This window comes from Cupriavidus cauae (assembly GCF_008632125.1).
GTDB classification, from domain to species: Bacteria; Pseudomonadota; Gammaproteobacteria; order Burkholderiales; family Burkholderiaceae; genus Cupriavidus; species Cupriavidus cauae.
Map to the genome: position 1 here is coordinate 187,244 of NZ_VWRN01000034.1, position 15,808 is coordinate 203,051.

The window sequence follows — 15,808 nt, forward strand, 5'->3', positions numbered from 1 at the left end:
GCGATGAGCCGGCGCGTCGTTCGGCGCGCCGGTATCATCGACTCCCCCCCTCGCATCGAAGGCCACTCCATGGATCTGCGCGGCAAACATCTCGTACTCGGGCTGACCGGCGGCATCGCCTGCTACAAGTCGGCCGAGCTGGTCCGGCTGCTGACCAAGGCCGGCGCCACCGTCCAGGTCGTGATGACCGAGGCGGCGACGCAGTTCATCACGCCGGTCACGATGCAGGCGCTGTCCGGGCGCCCCGTGTTCACCTCGCAATGGGACGGCCGGATCGCCAACAACATGGCGCATATCGACCTGTCGCGCGAGGCCGATGCGATCGTGATCGCGCCGGCCTCGACCGATTTCCTCGCGCGGCTGGCCAACGGCCTGTGCGACGACCTGCTGTCGACGCTGTGCATCGCGCGCGATTGCCCGCTGCTGGTGGCGCCGGCGATGAACCGGCAGATGTGGATGGCGCCCGCGACCCAGCGCAACATCGCGCAGCTGCGCGCCGACGGCGTCGCGGTGCTCGGTCCGGGCAGCGGCGACCAGGCCTGCGGCGAGGTCGGCGACGGCCGCATGCTGGAGCCCGAGGAACTGCTCGACGATATCGTGGCCCACTTCCAGCCGAAGGTGCTGGCGGGCCGCCGCATGCTGATCACCGCCGGCCCGACCTTCGAGGCGATCGATCCGGTGCGCGGCATCACCAACCGCTCGTCGGGCAAGATGGGCTTCGCGCTCGCGCGCGCGGCGCGCGAGGCCGGCGCCGACGTGCTGGTGGTGGCGGGCCCGACCGGGCTCCCGACCCCGCGCGGCGTCGCCCGCATCGACGTGCAGAGCGCTCAGCAGATGCACGACGCGGTGCTGTCGCAACTGCGCGGCACCGACGTCTTCGTCGCGGTGGCCGCGGTGGCCGACTGGCGCCCGGCCGAGGTGTCGGAGCAGAAGCTGAAGAAGGCCAACGACACCGACACGCCGACGCTGCGCTTTGTGCAGAACCCGGACATCCTGGCCACCGTGGCGGCCCGGCCGGATGCGCCCTATTGCGTGGGCTTTGCCGCCGAAAGCGAAAACCTGGAGCAGTACGGCGAGCAGAAGCGCCGCCGCAAGGGCGTGCCGCTGCTGGTCGGCAATATCGGCCACCACACCTTCGGCCTGGACGAGAACGAGATCGTGCTGTTCGACGAGCGCGGCGCCACGCGTCTGCCGCGGGCGGACAAGCTGGCGCTGGCCCGGCAGCTGGTGGCGGCGATCGCCGAGCGGCTGCCGGTCGCGCGGCCTTGACCGGCATCGCGCATATCACCGCCCCCTGCTTGTCTCCCCTCTCCACCTGAGGCGGAGAAGGGGAACACGGTCTCCCTTCGAGCCCCTGATCCCGTATTCCCGTATTCCATATTCCCGATTCGCACATTCCCATGACCGCTTCCCCGAACCCGACCGTCGAAATCAAGATCCTGGACGCGCGCCTGCATGAGTGGGGCCTGCCCAGCTACCAGAGCGACATGGCCGCCGCGATCGACCTGCACGCCTGCCTGGACGCGCCGCTGACGATCGAGCCGGGCACGCCCGCGCAACTGGTGCCGGCCGGCATCGCGGTGCATATGGGCAACCCGTATATGGCCGCGACGATCGCGCCGCGCTCGGGCCTGGGACACAAGAAGGGCCTGGTGCTGGGCAACTCGATCGGCGTGATCGACGCCGACTACCAGGGCCCGATCATGGTCAGCGTCTGGAACCGCAATGCGCCGGGCACCGAGCCGATCGTGATCCAGCCGGGCGAGCGCATCGCGCAGATGATGTTCGTGCCGGTGCTGCGCCCGGTCTTCACGACGGTGGAAGCGTTCTCGAGCGAATCGGCGCGCGGCGCCGGCGGCTTCGGTTCGACCGGCGTGCATCACGGCGGCGCGGCGGCCTGAGGGTCGCCGGCGCGGTCACCGAGGCGGTCACTGGCGCGGTCGCCAACGCAGCCACCCACGCAGTCACCAACGCAGTTGCCGCCGCAGTCGCCGGCGCGGTCCCCTGCGCAGTCACCGGCCCGGTGACCGGGCCTCAGCGCTGCTCGAACAGCAGCGCGACGCCGGCGGCCGCGTGGGCCGGGATCAGCGTCTCGGTCGCGCTCAGGTCGAGGCTGGGCACGCCGGCCTCGCGCCACAGCGCGCGCGCCTGTTCCAGCGACGCGGTGCGCAAGCGGATCGCCGCATAGCCCGGCACCGCCTGGCGGATATGGCCGGTGCCGGTCGCGGCGGCAAGGGCCTGCGGGGTCGACAACACGAGCGTCGCGTCGCCGACGGCCAGGCTGCAGACGTGCTCGCTCAGCTGGGTCAGCTCGGCGCCCATCAGTTCGGCATAGGCCCGCGCGGCGGCATCGACCAGCGACGGCGCCACCACCAGGAACATCGTCCCGATCGCCTGCGCACCGTTCGCGTGCGTCATCCATTCCGGCCGCCACAGCAGCTCGGGCGTGCGGTGCTCGCACAGGAAGAAGCGGGCGCCGGGCGCGTCGTCCATCGCGGTTACGCGGAAGGTGGCCGGGTGTTCCGATCCGTCGTCCAGGCGCACCGGACGCGAGAACTCGACCGGCTCGGCGGTATGCCAGCCGCCGCCGCGCAGGGTCGCGGCATCGGCCACCGCATCGTCGCTGCGGCACGACAGCGCGGCGCAGCCCCCGCCGTGCTGCTGGCTGTGCCAGTAGTACTGCAGCGCCTCGCTGGGGCCGTCGACATGCATCAGCTCGAGATAGTCGCGAGCCAGCATCACGCAATGGTTCTGCGAGCCCAGCGTATGGAAGCCCCGCGGCGTCAGCGTGAAGCCGAGCCGTTGCCAGGTCTGCGCGGCGGCATCCAGGTCGGGGCAAATCACGACGGCATGGTCGAACTGGCGCTGCGCTGCGATGGTCGCTGTCATTGCCGCTGTCCTTGCGTCACGGTGGGACGATTGCCCGGATCGATCGGGGATCGGTCTCGGGGCGATTATTCGAACTGAAGATTGGCATGGCGGGCAACCGCCTGCCACCTGTCGTGCTCGCGCCGGACCAGCTGGCCCAGCGCTTCGGGTGTACCGGCCACGGGTTCGAGGCCATGCGCGGCCAGCGCCGAGGCGACCCGCGGCGCGCGAATCGCGTTCGACAGGGCGCCATGCAGGCGACCGACCACGGCCGCCGGCAGTCCGGCCGGACCGAACACGCCGATCCAGCCATAGGCCTCGAAGCCCGCCAGGCCCTGCTCCGCGACGGTCGGCACCTGGGGCAGCTGTGCCAGCCGGCGCTCGCCGGTCACGGCCAGCGCCTTCAGCGTGCGCGTCTGCAGGTGGGCCTGCACGGCCGCGTAGCTCGCCAGCACCAGGTCCGCCTGGTCCGACAGCACCGCCTGCACCGCCGGCCCCGTGCCCTTGAATGCCACGTGCCGCCACGACGCCCCGCCCTCGCTCGCCAGCGCCTGCGCGGCCAGCTGACTCAGGCTGCCGGAGCCGGGCGACGCGACCCGGATCGCTTCGTCACGCTGCCGGGCCAGGCCGATCAGCGCACGAATATTGTCGACCGGCAGCGAAGGATGGACGGCGACCACCAGCGGATGACGGGCCAGCTGCGAGATCGGCGTGAAGTCACGGAAGGTGTCGTACGGCAGCTGCTTGTAGGCGATCGGCTGCAGGGCGAGGCTGTCGAAGGCCATCAGCAGCGTCTGCCCATCGGGCCGGGCGCGCGCCACCGCGGCGGCGGCCTGCAGGCCCGCGGCGCCGGGACGGTGATCGACCACCACCGGCTGGCCGAGCGCCTGCTTCAGGCCCGGCTGCAGCTGGCGGGCCACCACGTCGCCGCTGCCGCCCGGCGGGATCGGCAGCACCATCGCCACGTGGCCGCCGTACGTGCTCGCGGACTCGCCCGGCAAAGCGTGGGCGGTCAACGGGATCGGGGACGTCGCGGCCAGCGGCAGCGACTTCAGCATCAGACGACGCAGGCGAAACATCGGTGGCTCGTTCAGCTTGCCGGCAGGCTCGGCGCCGCGTCAGGCGGCGGCCCGCACCGTGCTCGGCCAAATGAATAGGGGCGGCATCGCTGCCGCCCCGTACTATTTTGCCGAAGGATAGCATGGAACGCGGGTGACGGGCCTTGTCCGCCCCGCCACCCGCTTCCTTTCCTGCGATCAGGCCTCCGCGCGTTGCTCGCTTTCCGGCGCCTCCGGCGGCTCGGTATCGATCTCGGCGAACTCCAGCTTGATCTGGTCCTTCTCGTCCAGGTCGACCACGACCTTGCCGCCCGACGCCAGCTGGCCGAACAGCAGTTCGTCGGCCAGGGCCTTGCGGATCATGTCCTGGATCAGCCGTTGCATCGGACGCGCGCCCATCAGCGGATCGAAGCCCTTGCGCGCCAGGAACTTGCGCAGCTTCTCGGTGAAGCTGGCCTCGACCTTCTTCTCGTGCAGCTGCTCTTCCAGCTGCATCAGGAACTTGTCGACCACGCGCAGGATGATTTCCTCGTCCAGCGAGCGGAAGCTGATGATCGCGTCGAGCCGGTTGCGGAACTCGGGCGTGAACATCCGCTTGATGTCCGCCATCTCGTCGCCCTGCTCGCGCGACGACGTGAAGCCGATCGTCGCCCGGTTCATGGTCTCGGCGCCGGCGTTGGTCGTCATGATGATGATCACGTTGCGGAAGTCCGCGCGCCGGCCGTTGTTGTCGGTCAGCGAACCGTGGTCCATCACCTGCAGCAGGATGTTGAAGATATCCGGATGCGCCTTTTCGATCTCGTCCAGCAGCAGCACGCAGTGCGGCTTCTTCGTCACTGCCTCGGTCAGCAGACCGCCCTGGTCGAAGCCCACGTAGCCCGGGGGCGCGCCGATCAGGCGGCTCACCGCATGGCGCTCCATGTATTCGGACATGTCGAAGCGGATCAGCTCGATGCCCATGATGAAGGCCAGCTGCTTCGCCACTTCGGTCTTGCCGACACCGGTCGGGCCGGAGAACAGGAAGGAGCCGATCGGCTTGTCGGTCTTGCCCAGGCCCGCGCGCGACATCTTGATCGCGGAGGCCAGCGCCTCGATCGCCGGATCCTGGCCGAACACCACCGACTTCAAATCGCGGTCCAGCGTCTGCAGCTTGCTGCGGTCGTCCTGGTTGACGCTCTGCGGCGGGATGCGGGCGATGCGCGAGACGATGTCCTCGATCTCGCCCTTGCCGATGGTCTTCTTCTGCTTGGACTTCGGCAGGATCCGCTGCGCTGCGCCCGCCTCATCGATCACATCGATCGCCTTGTCGGGCAGATGACGGTCGGTGATGAAGCGCGCCGACAGCTCGGCCGCCGCGGTCAGCGCCGCCGAGGCGTACTTGACGCCGTGGTGCTCCTCGAAACGCGACTTCAGGCCGCGCAGGATCTGCACGGTCTGGTCGACCGAGGGTTCGACCACGTCGATCTTCTGGAAGCGCCGCGAAAGCGCCGCATCTTTCTCGAAGATGCCGCGATATTCAGTGAACGTCGTGGCGCCGATGCACTTGAGCTGGCCCGACGACAGCGCCGGCTTCAGCAGGTTGCTGGCGTCCAGCGTGCCGCCTGACGCGGCGCCCGCGCCGATCAGCGTGTGGATCTCGTCGATGAACAGGATCGCGTTGGGGTTGTCCTTCAGCGATTTCAGCACGCCCTTGAGGCGCTGCTCGAAGTCGCCGCGGTACTTGGTGCCGGCCAGCAGCGCGCCCATGTCCAGCGAGTAGACGACCGCCTTCTCGAGGATGTCGGGCACCTCGTTCTTGGTGATCCGCCAGGCCAGGCCTTCGGCGATCGCGGTCTTGCCGACGCCGGCCTCGCCGACCAGCAGCGGATTGTTCTTGCGCCGCCGGCACAGGACCTGCACCACGCGCTCGACTTCGCTCTCGCGGCCGATCAGCGGATCGATCTTGCCGGCCTTGGCCAGCGCGTTCATGTTCTGGGTGTACTGCTCCAGCGGGCTTTCCTTGCCGTCGCCGCCCTCGCCCTCGGCCGCGCCGTCGCCATGCTTGGCGGGCTCGGACTGATCCTTGCGGATGCCGTGGCTGATGAAGTTGACGACGTCCAGGCGCGTCACGCCCTGCTGTTGCAGGTAGTAGACGGCGTGCGAGTCCTTCTCGCCGAAGATGGCCACCAGCACGTTGGCGCCGGTGACTTCCTTCTTGCCGTTGGAGGTCGACTGGACATGCATGATCGCGCGCTGAATCACGCGCTGAAAGCCGAGCGTCGGCTGCGTGTCCACCTCGTCGGTACCAGGCACGACGGGGGTGTTGTCGACGATGAAATTCTTCAGGCTGGTGCGCAGGTCCTCGATATTGGCCGCGCAGGCGCGCAGAACTTCCGCTGCGGTCGGGTTGTCCAGCAACGCCAACAGCAGGTGCTCCACGGTGATGAATTCGTGGCGTGCCTGCCTGGCCTCGACGAAGGCCATATGCAGGCTGACTTCCAGTTCTTGCGCAATCATGCTTCCTCCATCACGCACTGCAGTGGATGCCCTGCCTGCCGCGCGTGCGTTGACACCAGCTCGACCTTCGTCGCGGCGATATCCCTGGTATAGATACCGCAGACTCCCTTGCCTTCCCGATGGACGGTCAGCATGATTTGCGTCGCCGTTTCTCGGTCCCTGCTGAAATACTGTTGCAGGATCATGACGACAAACTCCATCGGAGTGTAGTCGTCGTTCAGCAGGACGACCTTGTACATGGCCGGCGGTTTGAGCGCCTGCTCTTTCCGCTCCAGTACGGTGCCTGCATCGCGTTGTGGGACATTCGCCAGCCGTGTAGCCATGGCTTTATTCTAACCCCTCCGCTCAAGTCTGCAATTTGGGCAAAAGCTGTCGGTTTCAAGGGCCAGCTACCATTTCCGGACAATCCTCGCCCCTCCAACCGCGCCGCCCGGCGCAGCGGGGAACGGCGTGCCCGAGGGCGTGCCCCAGGGCGTGCCAATGCGCGCTGCGCGAGCCGTCACAGTAGCACGGTTGCCCGCCGTCCCATTCCTGCCACATTGGCATCAGGGTCGGGAATGTGCCGGGTTGACAGTCTGATTGTTTGCCAGAAGAATCGTTCGGACATTCAGGTCCGGTCCCGCGAGCCAAAGCAACAGACCGGACCTCGAGTGCTCCGTGAGCAGGGAGGCCTACGGAGCTGGCAGCGGCGCCTCGACAGAGGCGCTGCAGTGTTTGGTGCAACGGTGCGTTGCGCCGGCGGCTGGCCTGAGCGCCCCCCTGTTTGAAATCTGTTTTTTCGTTGGGGGAGTTTATGGCAAGCGGTACGGTCAAATGGTTCAATGATGCCAAGGGCTTCGGGTTTATCACCCCGGACGACGGTAACGAAGAACTGTTTGCGCACTTTTCGGCTATCCAGATGAATGGCTTCAAAACCCTGAAAGAGGGCCAGCGCGTTTCATTCGAAATCGTGCAAGGTCCGAAGGGCAAGCAAGCCACGAACATCCAGAGCGCCGCCTGAGCGCGACATCGCGACCGCACCGGCCGACAGAGCGCGCGGCGGTCGCTACAGGCTTCGGCGGCAGGCGTCCGGCGGGGGCAATCGGATCATCGATTGCCGAGGCGCAGGTCGTTGAATCCTGGGGAAAGGGCCCGGCAATGCCGGGCCTTTTCCATTCCGGCAGCCCCGCATCGGCCGCCCACATTGGCCGCCGGCATCGGTGACCCATATCGGCCGCCCACATCGACCACCTCCCTGGGCCATAGATCCTGGCCACCCACCTTGGCCGCCGAACTTGGCCACCCGCCTTGGCGACCCACCTTGGCTGCCGACCTTGGCCGCCGGCCTTGGCTGCCCACCTTGGCCGCCGACCTTGGCCGCCCACGTTGGGCGTCCACCTTGGTCGCCTACATCGGCCCGCTTTAAACCCGGCTCAAAAAACAAACCCCCGCTACCTGACGGCAACGGGGGTTCGCGCCAACACCGCGCACCGCGCAGCCAGAGGCAGCGCGACGCGCGCGAAGCGGGCGATTACATGTTGTCGATCATCACCTGACCGAAGCCCGAGCACGAGACCTGGGTCGCGCCTTCGAGCAGGCGGGCGAAGTCGTACGTGACCTTCTTCGACAGGATCGACTTCTCCATCGACGAGATGATCAGGTCCGCCGCCTCGGTCCAGCCCATATGGCGCAGCATCATTTCGGCCGACAGGATTTCCGAACCCGGATTCACGTAGTCCTTGCCGGCGTACTTCGGCGCGGTACCGTGGGTCGCTTCGAACATCGCCACCGAATCCGACAGGTTGGCGCCCGGCGCGATGCCGATGCCGCCGACCTGCGCGGCCAGCGCGTCGGAGATGTAGTCGCCGTTCAGGTTCAGCGTGGCGATCACCGAGTACTCGGCGGGACGCAGCAGGATCTGCTGCAGGAACGCGTCAGCGATCGCGTCCTTGACGATGATGTCCTTGCCGGTCTTCGGATTCTTGAACTTGCACCACGGGCCGCCATCGATCAGCTCGGCACCGAATTCCTTCTGCGCCAGCTCGTAGCCCCAATCGCGGAAGCCGCCTTCGGTGAACTTCATGATGTTGCCCTTGTGGACCAGGGTCACCGAGGGCTTGTCGTTGTCGATCGCGTACTGGATGGCCTTGCGAACCAGGCGCTGGGTGCCCTGCTTCGACACGGGCTTGACGCCGATACCCGAGGTTTCCGGGAAGCGGATCTTCTTGACGCCCATTTCGTTCTGCAGGAAGGCGATGACCTTCTTGGCCTGCTCGCTTTCGGCTTCCCACTCGATACCGGCGTAGATGTCTTCCGAGTTCTCACGGAAGATCACCATGTCGGTCTTCTCGGGCTCGCGCACCGGCGAGGGGACGCCCTTGAAATAGCGCACCGGGCGCAGGCAGACATACAGGTCCAGCTGCTGGCGCAGCGCGACGTTCAGCGAGCGGATACCGCCGCCAACCGGCGTGGTCAGCGGGCCCTTGATCGAGACCACGTATTCACGCAGCACGTCCAGGGTTTCGTCGGGCAGCCACACATCCGGGCCATAGACCTTGGTCGACTTCTCGCCGGCGTAGATCTCCATCCAGGAGATCTTGCGCTTGCCGGCGTAGGCCTTGGCCACGGCCGCGTCCACCACCTTGATCATCACCGGGGTGATATCGAAGCCGGTACCGTCGCCTTCGATATAAGGGATGATCGGGTTGTCCGGAACATTCAGCGAGAGATCCTGGTTGACCGTGATCTTCTCACCGGCCGGGACCTTGATGTGTTGGTACATGACGTCTCCAGTACGGAACGGGGGTTTTCGAACGGCCGGCGGGTTCGTGACCAGACGGCGAAATGCGGGCCTAGCGGGAGGCATTGTAACGGCCCTCGCGACACCGGCATTGCTGCATCGCGAGACTGCGTCCTATCTGGGTCTTATATAAGACACAAGACCGGTTTCGTATTATGCAGCAATTTTTCATCATCCGCCATCCCGGACAGCCGCTTGCGTCATGCCCGCTGCGGCATACTGGCGCCTTTCCCGCACCGGTTTCCCCATGACATTGATCGCCCTGAACAAGCCGTTCGGCACCATGAGCCAGTTCTCGCCCCATCCGAGCCGGCAGACGCTCGCCGACTGGATCGCGATGCCGGACGTCTATCCCGCCGGCCGGCTCGACGCCGACAGCGAGGGGCTGCTGCTGCTGACCGATGACGGCGTGCTGCAGGCGCGCATCGCCGACCCGCGCCAGAAGCTGGCCAAGACCTATCTGGCGCAGGTCGAAGGCGTGCCGGACGAGGCCGCGCTGGCCCGGCTGCGCGCCGGCCTCGACCTTGGCGACTTCCAAACCCTGCCGGCGCAGGCCACGTTGATCGACGAGCCGGATTTCCTGTGGCCGCGCACGCCGCCGATCCGCTTTCGCGCCGCGATCCCGACGCAGTGGCTGGAGATCGTGATCCACGAGGGCAAGAACCGGCAGGTGCGCCGCATGACCGCGGCGGTCGGCTACCCGACGCTGCGGCTGGTCCGGGTCGGCATCGGCGCGCTGGACCTGCGCCAGCTGGGTCTCGCCCCGGGGCAATGGCAGGAGGTCGCGCCGCAGAGCCTGGGCATGAGCGGGCCTGCCCGTGGCGCCACGCCCGTCCGGCCTCGGCCAAGTTCCGGTGGCGCCAACTCGGGCCGCACGAAGCCGGGCCGCACGAGCCCCGGCCCCGCCAATCCGGGGCGCACCGGCACGAGCCCCGAAAACGCCGGCCCCGGCAAGGCCCGCCGTACCGACGCGGGTCGTACCAACACCGGCCGCACCAACGCCGGCCGTAACGACTCGGACCGGACTGCCGGCCCCAGCCGCCGCCGGCGGCCGGGCTAGCCGCGCTGCGCTATGCTTGCGGCTGCGTTCCGCTGCGGTTCCGCCGCGTCGCGCCGCGTTTTCCTGACTCCGCCGACATGACCCTCGCCCTTTCCGCCATGCCTGTCCGCTGTCCGTCGTCCGCCGCGCCGCTCGATTGCGCCCTCCTGTCTTCGCCCCGCCGCCGCCTGGCACGCCGGCTCGCCGCCCTCGCCTGTGGCGCGGCGCTGCTGGCACCGCTCGCGCACGGGCAAACGCAAACGCAGCAGCGGCTGCCGGTGGTGTCGCTGAGCGCGGGCATGTACGTGATCCGCGCCGAGGTCGCCGCCGATCAGCAATCCCGCCAGCAAGGGCTGATGTACCGCAAGTCGATGCCCGCCAACGCCGGCATGCTGTTCGTGTTCGAGCAGAAGGCCGGTCACTGCTTCTGGATGAAGAACACCGAGCTGCCGCTGTCGATCGCCTTCCTGGCCGACGACGGCACCATCGTCAACATCGAGGACATGCGGCCGCACAGCGAGGACAACCACTGCCCGAAGGCGGCGATCCGCTATGCGCTGGAGATGAACCAGGGCTGGTTCGCGCAGAAGGGCATCAAGGCCGGCGCGAAGATCGGCGGCCTGCCCCCGCAATAAGACGGCCCCGTAAAGAGCAGGCCGGAAGGAAGACGCGGCCTTCGGACAGGCCGCGTCGGCATCGCAGGGCCCATCAGGCCCCGATCCGGACTTCAGTCCCGGAAGTTGTTGAAGTCCAGCGGCGCCTCGGACACGTCCTTGCGCAGCATCGCAATCACGTTTTGCAGATCGTCGCGCTTCGCGCCCGACACGCGCACCGCATCGCCCTGGATGCTGGCCTGCACCTTGATCTTGCTGTCCTTGATCATGCGCACGATCTTCTTGGCCAGATCGCCGGTGACGCCCTTCTTGATCGTGATGACCTGCTTGACCTTGTCGCCGCTGATCTTCTCGGTCTTGCCATAGTCGAGGAAGCGCACGTCGACATTGCGCTTGGCCATCTTGCTGAGCAACACGTCCTTGACCTGGCCGAGTTTGAAGTCGTCATCGGCAAACGCGGTCAGTTCGCCTTCCTTCTGCTCGACACGGGAATCGGAACCCTTGAAGTCGAAGCGCGTCGAGATTTCCTTGTTGGCCTGCTCGACCGCATTCTTGACCTCGACCATATTCGCTTCGCACACCACGTCAAACGACGGCATCGCCTACTCCTTCTGTATTTCCGGTACCTCGGACCTCGGTACCCTGTTCGATCCCTGAACCTGGCCGACCCTCGCCGGCGGTTCCGTATAATCCAGCCAACCCTGCAGTCCAGGCCGTTCCGCTCCATCCCCCTATTCGGGCATCCTCGTCCGGCAACTTTTTCCGCATGGCAGATTTCCACGAATTTTATCCGCTGCGCCAGCACAACACATTGGGTTTCGACGTACGCGCGCGCTTTGCGATGGCGGTGCGCAGCGAAAGCGACCTCGTCGAGGCGCTCGCCGACCCCCGCGCCGCGCAGCGGCCGGTGGTCGTGCTGGGCGGCGGCAGCAACGTGGTGCTGACCGGCGATCTCGATGCGGTCGTGCTGCTGATGCAGATTCCGGGCTACACCGTCGCCAGCGACGACGACGCCTGGCTGGTGACGGTGGGTGCCGGCGAGAACTGGCACGCAACCGTCAATCGGACCATCGCCGACGGCATGCCGGGGCTCGAGAACCTGGCGCTAATCCCCGGCAGCGTGGGCGCCGCGCCGATCCAGAACATCGGCGCCTACGGCGTCGAGCTGCGCGAGCGCTTTGACAGCCTGCGCGCCTGGGACCGGCAAACCCGCGGCTTTGTCACGCTGAGCCTGAGCGATTGCGCCTTCGGTTATCGGGACAGCCTGTTCAAGCAGGCCGGCCGGGATCGCTACGTGATCACCGCGGTCACGCTGCGCCTGCCGCGCCGCTGGCAGCCGGCGCTCGGCTATGCCGAACTCGCCCGCGAGGTGCACGATCATCCGGCGCCCGATGCGGCCGCGATCCGCGACGCGGTCATCGCGATCCGCCAGCGCAAGCTGCCCGACCCCGCGGTGCTGGGCAATGCCGGCAGCTTCTTCAAGAATCCGGTGGTCAGCGCCGCCCAGCGCGACGCGCTGGTGGCCGCGCATCCGGACCTGGTCAGCCATCTGCAGCCGGACGGCAGCTACAAGCTTGCCGCGGGCTGGCTGATCGATCGCTGCGGATTCAAGGGCCTGCGCGAAGGCCCGGTCGGCGTGCACGAGCGGCAGGCGCTGGTGCTCGTGCACCATGGCGGCGGCGACGGCCGTGCGCTGCTGGCGCTGGCGGCGCGCATCGCCGATACGGTGCGGGAGCGCTTTGGCGTCGGGATCGAGCCCGAGCCGGTGGTGCTGTAGTCCGGACGGTAGTTCCGGCGGCAGTTCCGGCGGTATTGCCAGCGCACCCCTTTCCCTCTCCCCCGGCCCCTCTCCCGCTCGCGGGAGAGGGGAGCATGCCCACAGCGGCTCGATGGTTCCCCGCCGATGTTGGCCGCCGAGGTTGCCCGCCGGTGCTTGCGCGCTGACCGGTTACAACGGCAGATCCTGCAGGAACTCCTTGCGGATATCGACGGTGCCGCGCTTGCCGACGGCATCGTAATGCTGCTCGAGCCAGGCCTGCGCGGCGGTGCGTCCGCGCTCGCGCAGCATCAGCAGGAAATTCCAGTCGGTCACCAGCTTGGTCGACGACGACAGGTCCGCCAGCGCCTCGTCGGCGCGGATCGAATGCAGCAGGATGTATTTGAGCTTGTCGCGGTATTCGGGCTTGAGCCACTCCTCATCGAGCAGCTTCTGCACAAAGGCGATCGCGCGCATCTCGCGCAGCAGCGACGCGTTGAAGGTGATCTCGTTGAGCCGCTCCATCACTTCCTGCGGCTGCGTGGGCACGTCGGGGCGCGAGATCGGATTGATATGGACGACCAGGATGTCGCGCGTCGCGGTCTGGTAGAAGAACGGGAACAGCACCGGATTGCCCATGTAGCCGCCGTCCCAGTAGTACCGCTCGCCGATCTCGATGGCCGGATACAGGTACGGCAAACAGGCCGAGGCCAGCACCGCGTCGACGGTGAGATCGGCGGTCTGGAACACCCGCACGTTGCCGCTGTTGACGTCCGTGGCGGCGATGAACAGCTTCGTTTCCGGGCAGGCTCGCACGCGCTCGAAGTCGACCTGATCCTCGAGCAGCGAGCGCAAGGGGTTGAACGTGCTGCCCTGCGCGGTCGCGCTCCACCAGCCGGACCACATCCGCATCCAGTCCTGCAGCGGCCAGCTGTTGCCGGGCTGGCCCGACAGCCAGTCGACCGTCTGCTGGCCCAGCGTCGAGAACGGCGAGCCGGCGCGCGACACGCCGAACCAGAAGTCGTGCAGCTTCTCTCGCGCGCGCTCAGGCCCGCCTTCGAGCAGGCCGTCGATCATCACCACCGCGTTCATGGAGCCGGCGCTGGTGCCGCTGATGCCGTCGAAACGCAGGCGGCCATCCTCCAGCAGCGCGTCGAGCACGCCCCAACCGAAGGCGCCGTGCGCGCCGCCGCCCTGCAGGGCGAGATTGATCGGCTTGTGTCGATTGGCCATGCGGAACTCCGTGAAGCGGGGCGATCAAGGGGGACGATCAGGAGAGACGGCCGCGCCATGCGCGCGGCCGCGGACGCGCGGCGAGCGATCAGCCGAAGTGGCAGACGTAGTCGAGCGTCTGCTGCACCTCGATATCGAAGCTGCTGTCGCCCGGGACGTTGAACTGCTGGCCCGCGCCGTAGGTCTGCCATTCGTCGGAGCCCGCCAGCCGCACGCGGCAGACGCCGGCGTTGATCTCCATGATTTCCGGCGCGCCGGTCTTGAAGGTCAGCGAGGCGGGGAAGATCACGCCCAGCGTCTTGCGGGTGCCGTCCGGAAACAGCACGGTGTGGCTGACACATTTGCCGTCGAAATACAGATTGGCTTGCTTGACGACGGAAACATTGTCGAACTGGCTCATGGTGACTCTCCTGATAAACGATGGAAGTTGGGGGGCGGACCCACATGGACCTACGTGGGCCTGAAAGGACCTGCGCGGACATGTGCCGACCTGTGCGGACATGAAAAGAGGGGCCGCCTGGGCCCCTCTCCTTCCTTACCGATGCGCGTGGCAGCCGCTCGCTGACGGCTTACTTGCCGCGCTGGCGGCGCGCATTCTCGGCGATGCGCATGCGCAGCGCGTTCAGCTTGATGAAGCCGCCGGCGTCGGCCTGGTTGTAGGCGCCGAAGTCGTCGTCGAAGGTGGCGATGGTCTTGTCGAACAGCGTGTCCTTCGAATCGCGGGCCAGCACGATGACGTTGCCCTTGTACAGCTTGACGCGCACCCAGCCGTTGACGTTCTGCTGCGTATGGTCGATCAGCACCTGCAGCGCGCGGCGCTCCGGGCTCCACCAGTAGCCGTTGTAGATCAGGCTGGCGTAGCGCGGCATCAGGTCGTCCTTCAGGTGGGCGACTTCGCGGTCCAGCGTGATCGATTCGATCGCGCGGTGGGCGCGCAGCAGGATCGTGCCCCCCGGCGTTTCATAGCAGCCGCGGCTCTTCATGCCGACGTAGCGGTTCTCGACCAGGTCCAGACGGCCGATGCCATGCTTGCCGCCCAGGCGGTTCAGTTCGGTCAGCACTTCGGCCGGCGACATGCGCTTGCCGTTCAGCGCGACGATGTCGCCCTGCTCGAACTCGATGTCGAGGAACTCGGGCGCGTCCGGCGCCTGCTCCGGCGACACCGTCCAGCGCCACATGTCTTCCTCGGCCTCGGCCTTCGGGTCTTCCAGATGGCGGCCTTCGAACGAGATGTGCAGCAGGTTGGCGTCCATCGAGTACGGCGCGCCGCCCTTCTTGTGCTTCATGTCGATTTCGATGCCGGCCTTCTCGGCGTAGGCCAGCAGCTTCTCGCGCGACAGCAGGTCCCACTCGCGCCACGGGGCGATGACCTTGACGCCCGGCTCCAGGCCGTAATAGCCGAGCTCGAAGCGGACCTGGTCGTTGCCCTTGCCGGTGGCGCCGTGCGACACGGCGTCGGCGCCGGTGCTGCGCAGGATCTCGATCTGGCGCTTGGCGATCAGCGGACGGGCGATCGACGTGCCCAGCAGGTATTCGCCTTCGTAGACCGCATTGGCGCGGAACATCGGGAAGACGAAGTCGCGCACGAATTCTTCGCGCAGGTCGTCGATAAAGATGTTTTCGGGCTTGATGCCGAACTTGAGCGCCTTCTGGCGAGCCGGCTCCAGTTCCTCACCCTGGCCGATGTCGGCCGTGAAGGTGACCACCTCGCATTGGTAGGTGTCTTGCAGCCACTTCAGGATCACCGAAGTGTCCAGCCCGCCGGAGTAGGCGAGCACGACTTTCTTGATATCGCTCATGTTCGACTCGATGCGCAAAAGAGGCGCGGACCGGCAGGTAAGACAGTCCGCACATCGGATATGGAAAAACGGAAAGCCGCTATTTTGACATGACCGCCCGGGCTTGGGCGCCACATCGCCGGACGGCGCGGCTCGGACGCCAGGCGATCGACCGGATCATCGATCC

Annotated in this window: 14 protein-coding genes and 1 pseudogene; 6 read left to right on the forward strand and 9 right to left on the reverse strand. The window is 67.0% G+C overall.

The annotated features are described in order from the left end of the window. Nucleotides 1-69 precede the first annotated feature (69 nt). Both coaBC and dut read left to right on the forward strand, forming a co-directional pair. Entirely contained in the window at nucleotides 70-1,269 is a 1,200-nt protein-coding gene (gene coaBC, locus F1599_RS13095) for a bifunctional phosphopantothenoylcysteine decarboxylase/phosphopantothenate--cysteine ligase CoaBC (protein WP_150083366.1), read from the forward strand. A 131-nt stretch (nucleotides 1,270-1,400) separates the two neighbouring features. Further along, entirely contained in the window at nucleotides 1,401-1,901 is a 501-nt protein-coding gene (dut, locus tag F1599_RS13100) for a dUTP diphosphatase (RefSeq protein WP_149316705.1), read from the forward strand. A gap of 133 nt (nucleotides 1,902-2,034) precedes the next feature. Here dut and F1599_RS13110 read toward each other — a convergent pair whose 3' ends face one another. The 4 genes from F1599_RS13110 to clpS form a co-directional block, all read right to left on the reverse strand. Then, nucleotides 2,035-2,889, reverse strand: coding sequence for a VOC family protein (locus F1599_RS13110; protein WP_150083368.1), 855 nt, complete (start codon nucleotides 2,887-2,889; stop codon nucleotides 2,035-2,037). 65 nt (nucleotides 2,890-2,954) lie between these two features. Then, nucleotides 2,955-3,947 (reverse strand): tripartite tricarboxylate transporter substrate-binding protein, encoded by a 993-nt coding sequence (locus F1599_RS13115; protein WP_149316703.1) that lies wholly within the window; start codon nucleotides 3,945-3,947, stop codon nucleotides 2,955-2,957. Nucleotides 3,948-4,124: 177 nt separating this feature from the next. Beyond that, on the reverse strand, nucleotides 4,125-6,422 hold the full coding sequence (gene clpA, locus F1599_RS13120; protein ID WP_149316702.1) for an ATP-dependent Clp protease ATP-binding subunit ClpA: 2,298 nt from the start codon (nucleotides 6,420-6,422) through the stop codon (nucleotides 4,125-4,127). Beyond that, on the reverse strand, nucleotides 6,419-6,745 hold the full coding sequence (clpS, locus tag F1599_RS13125) for an ATP-dependent Clp protease adapter ClpS (protein ID WP_006578051.1): 327 nt from the start codon (nucleotides 6,743-6,745) through the stop codon (nucleotides 6,419-6,421). Before clpS ends, clpA begins: the two co-directional genes overlap by 4 nt. 470 nt (nucleotides 6,746-7,215) lie before the next feature. Here clpS and F1599_RS13130 point away from each other — a divergent pair, with 470 nt between their 5' ends. After that, on the forward strand, nucleotides 7,216-7,422 hold the full coding sequence (locus F1599_RS13130; protein WP_006578050.1) for a cold-shock protein: 207 nt from the start codon (nucleotides 7,216-7,218) through the stop codon (nucleotides 7,420-7,422). A 510-nt stretch (nucleotides 7,423-7,932) separates the two neighbouring features. Here the strand turns inward: F1599_RS13130 and icd are convergent. Continuing rightward, complete coding sequence (gene icd / locus F1599_RS13135) at nucleotides 7,933-9,183, reverse strand: NADP-dependent isocitrate dehydrogenase (protein ID WP_149316701.1); 1,251 nt, start codon at nucleotides 9,181-9,183, stop codon at nucleotides 7,933-7,935. 265 nt (nucleotides 9,184-9,448) lie between these two features. Between icd and F1599_RS13140 the strand changes: the two are divergent. Continuing rightward, nucleotides 9,449-10,063, forward strand: a pseudogene (locus F1599_RS13140) (pseudouridine synthase); the annotation flags it as partial. A 275-nt stretch (nucleotides 10,064-10,338) separates the two neighbouring features. Next, nucleotides 10,339-10,875 (forward strand): DUF192 domain-containing protein, encoded by a 537-nt coding sequence (locus tag F1599_RS13145; RefSeq protein ID WP_223819616.1) that lies wholly within the window; start codon nucleotides 10,339-10,341, stop codon nucleotides 10,873-10,875. Between the two features lie 92 nt (nucleotides 10,876-10,967). Here F1599_RS13145 and F1599_RS13150 read toward each other — a convergent pair whose 3' ends face one another. Further along, nucleotides 10,968-11,453 (reverse strand): YajQ family cyclic di-GMP-binding protein, encoded by a 486-nt coding sequence (locus tag F1599_RS13150; protein WP_149316699.1) that lies wholly within the window; start codon nucleotides 11,451-11,453, stop codon nucleotides 10,968-10,970. Nucleotides 11,454-11,620: 167 nt separating this feature from the next. Here F1599_RS13150 and murB point away from each other — a divergent pair, with 167 nt between their 5' ends. Further along, nucleotides 11,621-12,631, forward strand: coding sequence for a UDP-N-acetylmuramate dehydrogenase (murB, locus tag F1599_RS13155; RefSeq protein ID WP_150083370.1), 1,011 nt, complete (start codon nucleotides 11,621-11,623; stop codon nucleotides 12,629-12,631). A 171-nt stretch (nucleotides 12,632-12,802) separates the two neighbouring features. Here the strand turns inward: murB and F1599_RS13160 are convergent, their stop codons facing one another. The 3 genes from F1599_RS13160 to F1599_RS13170 all read right to left on the reverse strand — a co-directional run bounded on the left by F1599_RS13160 (nucleotide 12,803) and on the right by F1599_RS13170 (nucleotide 15,642). Next, complete coding sequence (locus tag F1599_RS13160) at nucleotides 12,803-13,843, reverse strand: patatin-like phospholipase family protein (RefSeq protein WP_150083371.1); 1,041 nt, start codon at nucleotides 13,841-13,843, stop codon at nucleotides 12,803-12,805. A gap of 88 nt (nucleotides 13,844-13,931) precedes the next feature. Beyond that, a complete protein-coding gene (gene ppnP / locus F1599_RS13165) occupies nucleotides 13,932-14,243 on the reverse strand; it encodes a pyrimidine/purine nucleoside phosphorylase (RefSeq protein ID WP_149316696.1) in 312 nt (103 codons plus the stop codon). Nucleotides 14,244-14,412: 169 nt separating this feature from the next. Beyond that, nucleotides 14,413-15,642 (reverse strand): argininosuccinate synthase, encoded by a 1,230-nt coding sequence (locus F1599_RS13170; protein WP_144829900.1) that lies wholly within the window; start codon nucleotides 15,640-15,642, stop codon nucleotides 14,413-14,415. Between the last annotated feature and the right edge of the window lie 166 nt (nucleotides 15,643-15,808).

What these genes read in the sequence shown, in the direction of transcription:
- F1599_RS13110 (WP_150083368.1), bottom strand. Translation starts at nt 2,889, where the DNA reads ATGACAGCGACCATCGCAGCGCAGCGCCAGTTCGACCATGCCGTCGTG.
- coaBC (WP_150083366.1), top strand. Translation starts at nt 70, where the DNA reads ATGGATCTGCGCGGCAAACATCTCGTACTCGGGCTGACCGGCGGCATC.
- F1599_RS13115 (WP_149316703.1), bottom strand. Translation starts at nt 3,947, where the DNA reads ATGTTTCGCCTGCGTCGTCTGATGCTGAAGTCGCTGCCGCTGGCCGCG.
- dut (WP_149316705.1), top strand. Translation starts at nt 1,401, where the DNA reads ATGACCGCTTCCCCGAACCCGACCGTCGAAATCAAGATCCTGGACGCG.
- murB (WP_150083370.1), top strand. Translation starts at nt 11,621, where the DNA reads ATGGCAGATTTCCACGAATTTTATCCGCTGCGCCAGCACAACACATTG.
- clpS (WP_006578051.1), bottom strand. Translation starts at nt 6,745, where the DNA reads ATGGCTACACGGCTGGCGAATGTCCCACAACGCGATGCAGGCACCGTA.
- icd (WP_149316701.1), bottom strand. Translation starts at nt 9,183, where the DNA reads ATGTACCAACACATCAAGGTCCCGGCCGGTGAGAAGATCACGGTCAAC.
- F1599_RS13130 (WP_006578050.1), top strand. Translation starts at nt 7,216, where the DNA reads ATGGCAAGCGGTACGGTCAAATGGTTCAATGATGCCAAGGGCTTCGGG.
- F1599_RS13150 (WP_149316699.1), bottom strand. Translation starts at nt 11,453, where the DNA reads ATGCCGTCGTTTGACGTGGTGTGCGAAGCGAATATGGTCGAGGTCAAG.
- F1599_RS13160 (WP_150083371.1), bottom strand. Translation starts at nt 13,843, where the DNA reads ATGGCCAATCGACACAAGCCGATCAATCTCGCCCTGCAGGGCGGCGGC.
- F1599_RS13145 (WP_223819616.1), top strand. Translation starts at nt 10,339, where the DNA reads ATGACCCTCGCCCTTTCCGCCATGCCTGTCCGCTGTCCGTCGTCCGCC.
- ppnP (WP_149316696.1), bottom strand. Translation starts at nt 14,243, where the DNA reads ATGAGCCAGTTCGACAATGTTTCCGTCGTCAAGCAAGCCAATCTGTAT.
- clpA (WP_149316702.1), bottom strand. Translation starts at nt 6,422, where the DNA reads ATGATTGCGCAAGAACTGGAAGTCAGCCTGCATATGGCCTTCGTCGAG.
- F1599_RS13170 (WP_144829900.1), bottom strand. Translation starts at nt 15,642, where the DNA reads ATGAGCGATATCAAGAAAGTCGTGCTCGCCTACTCCGGCGGGCTGGAC.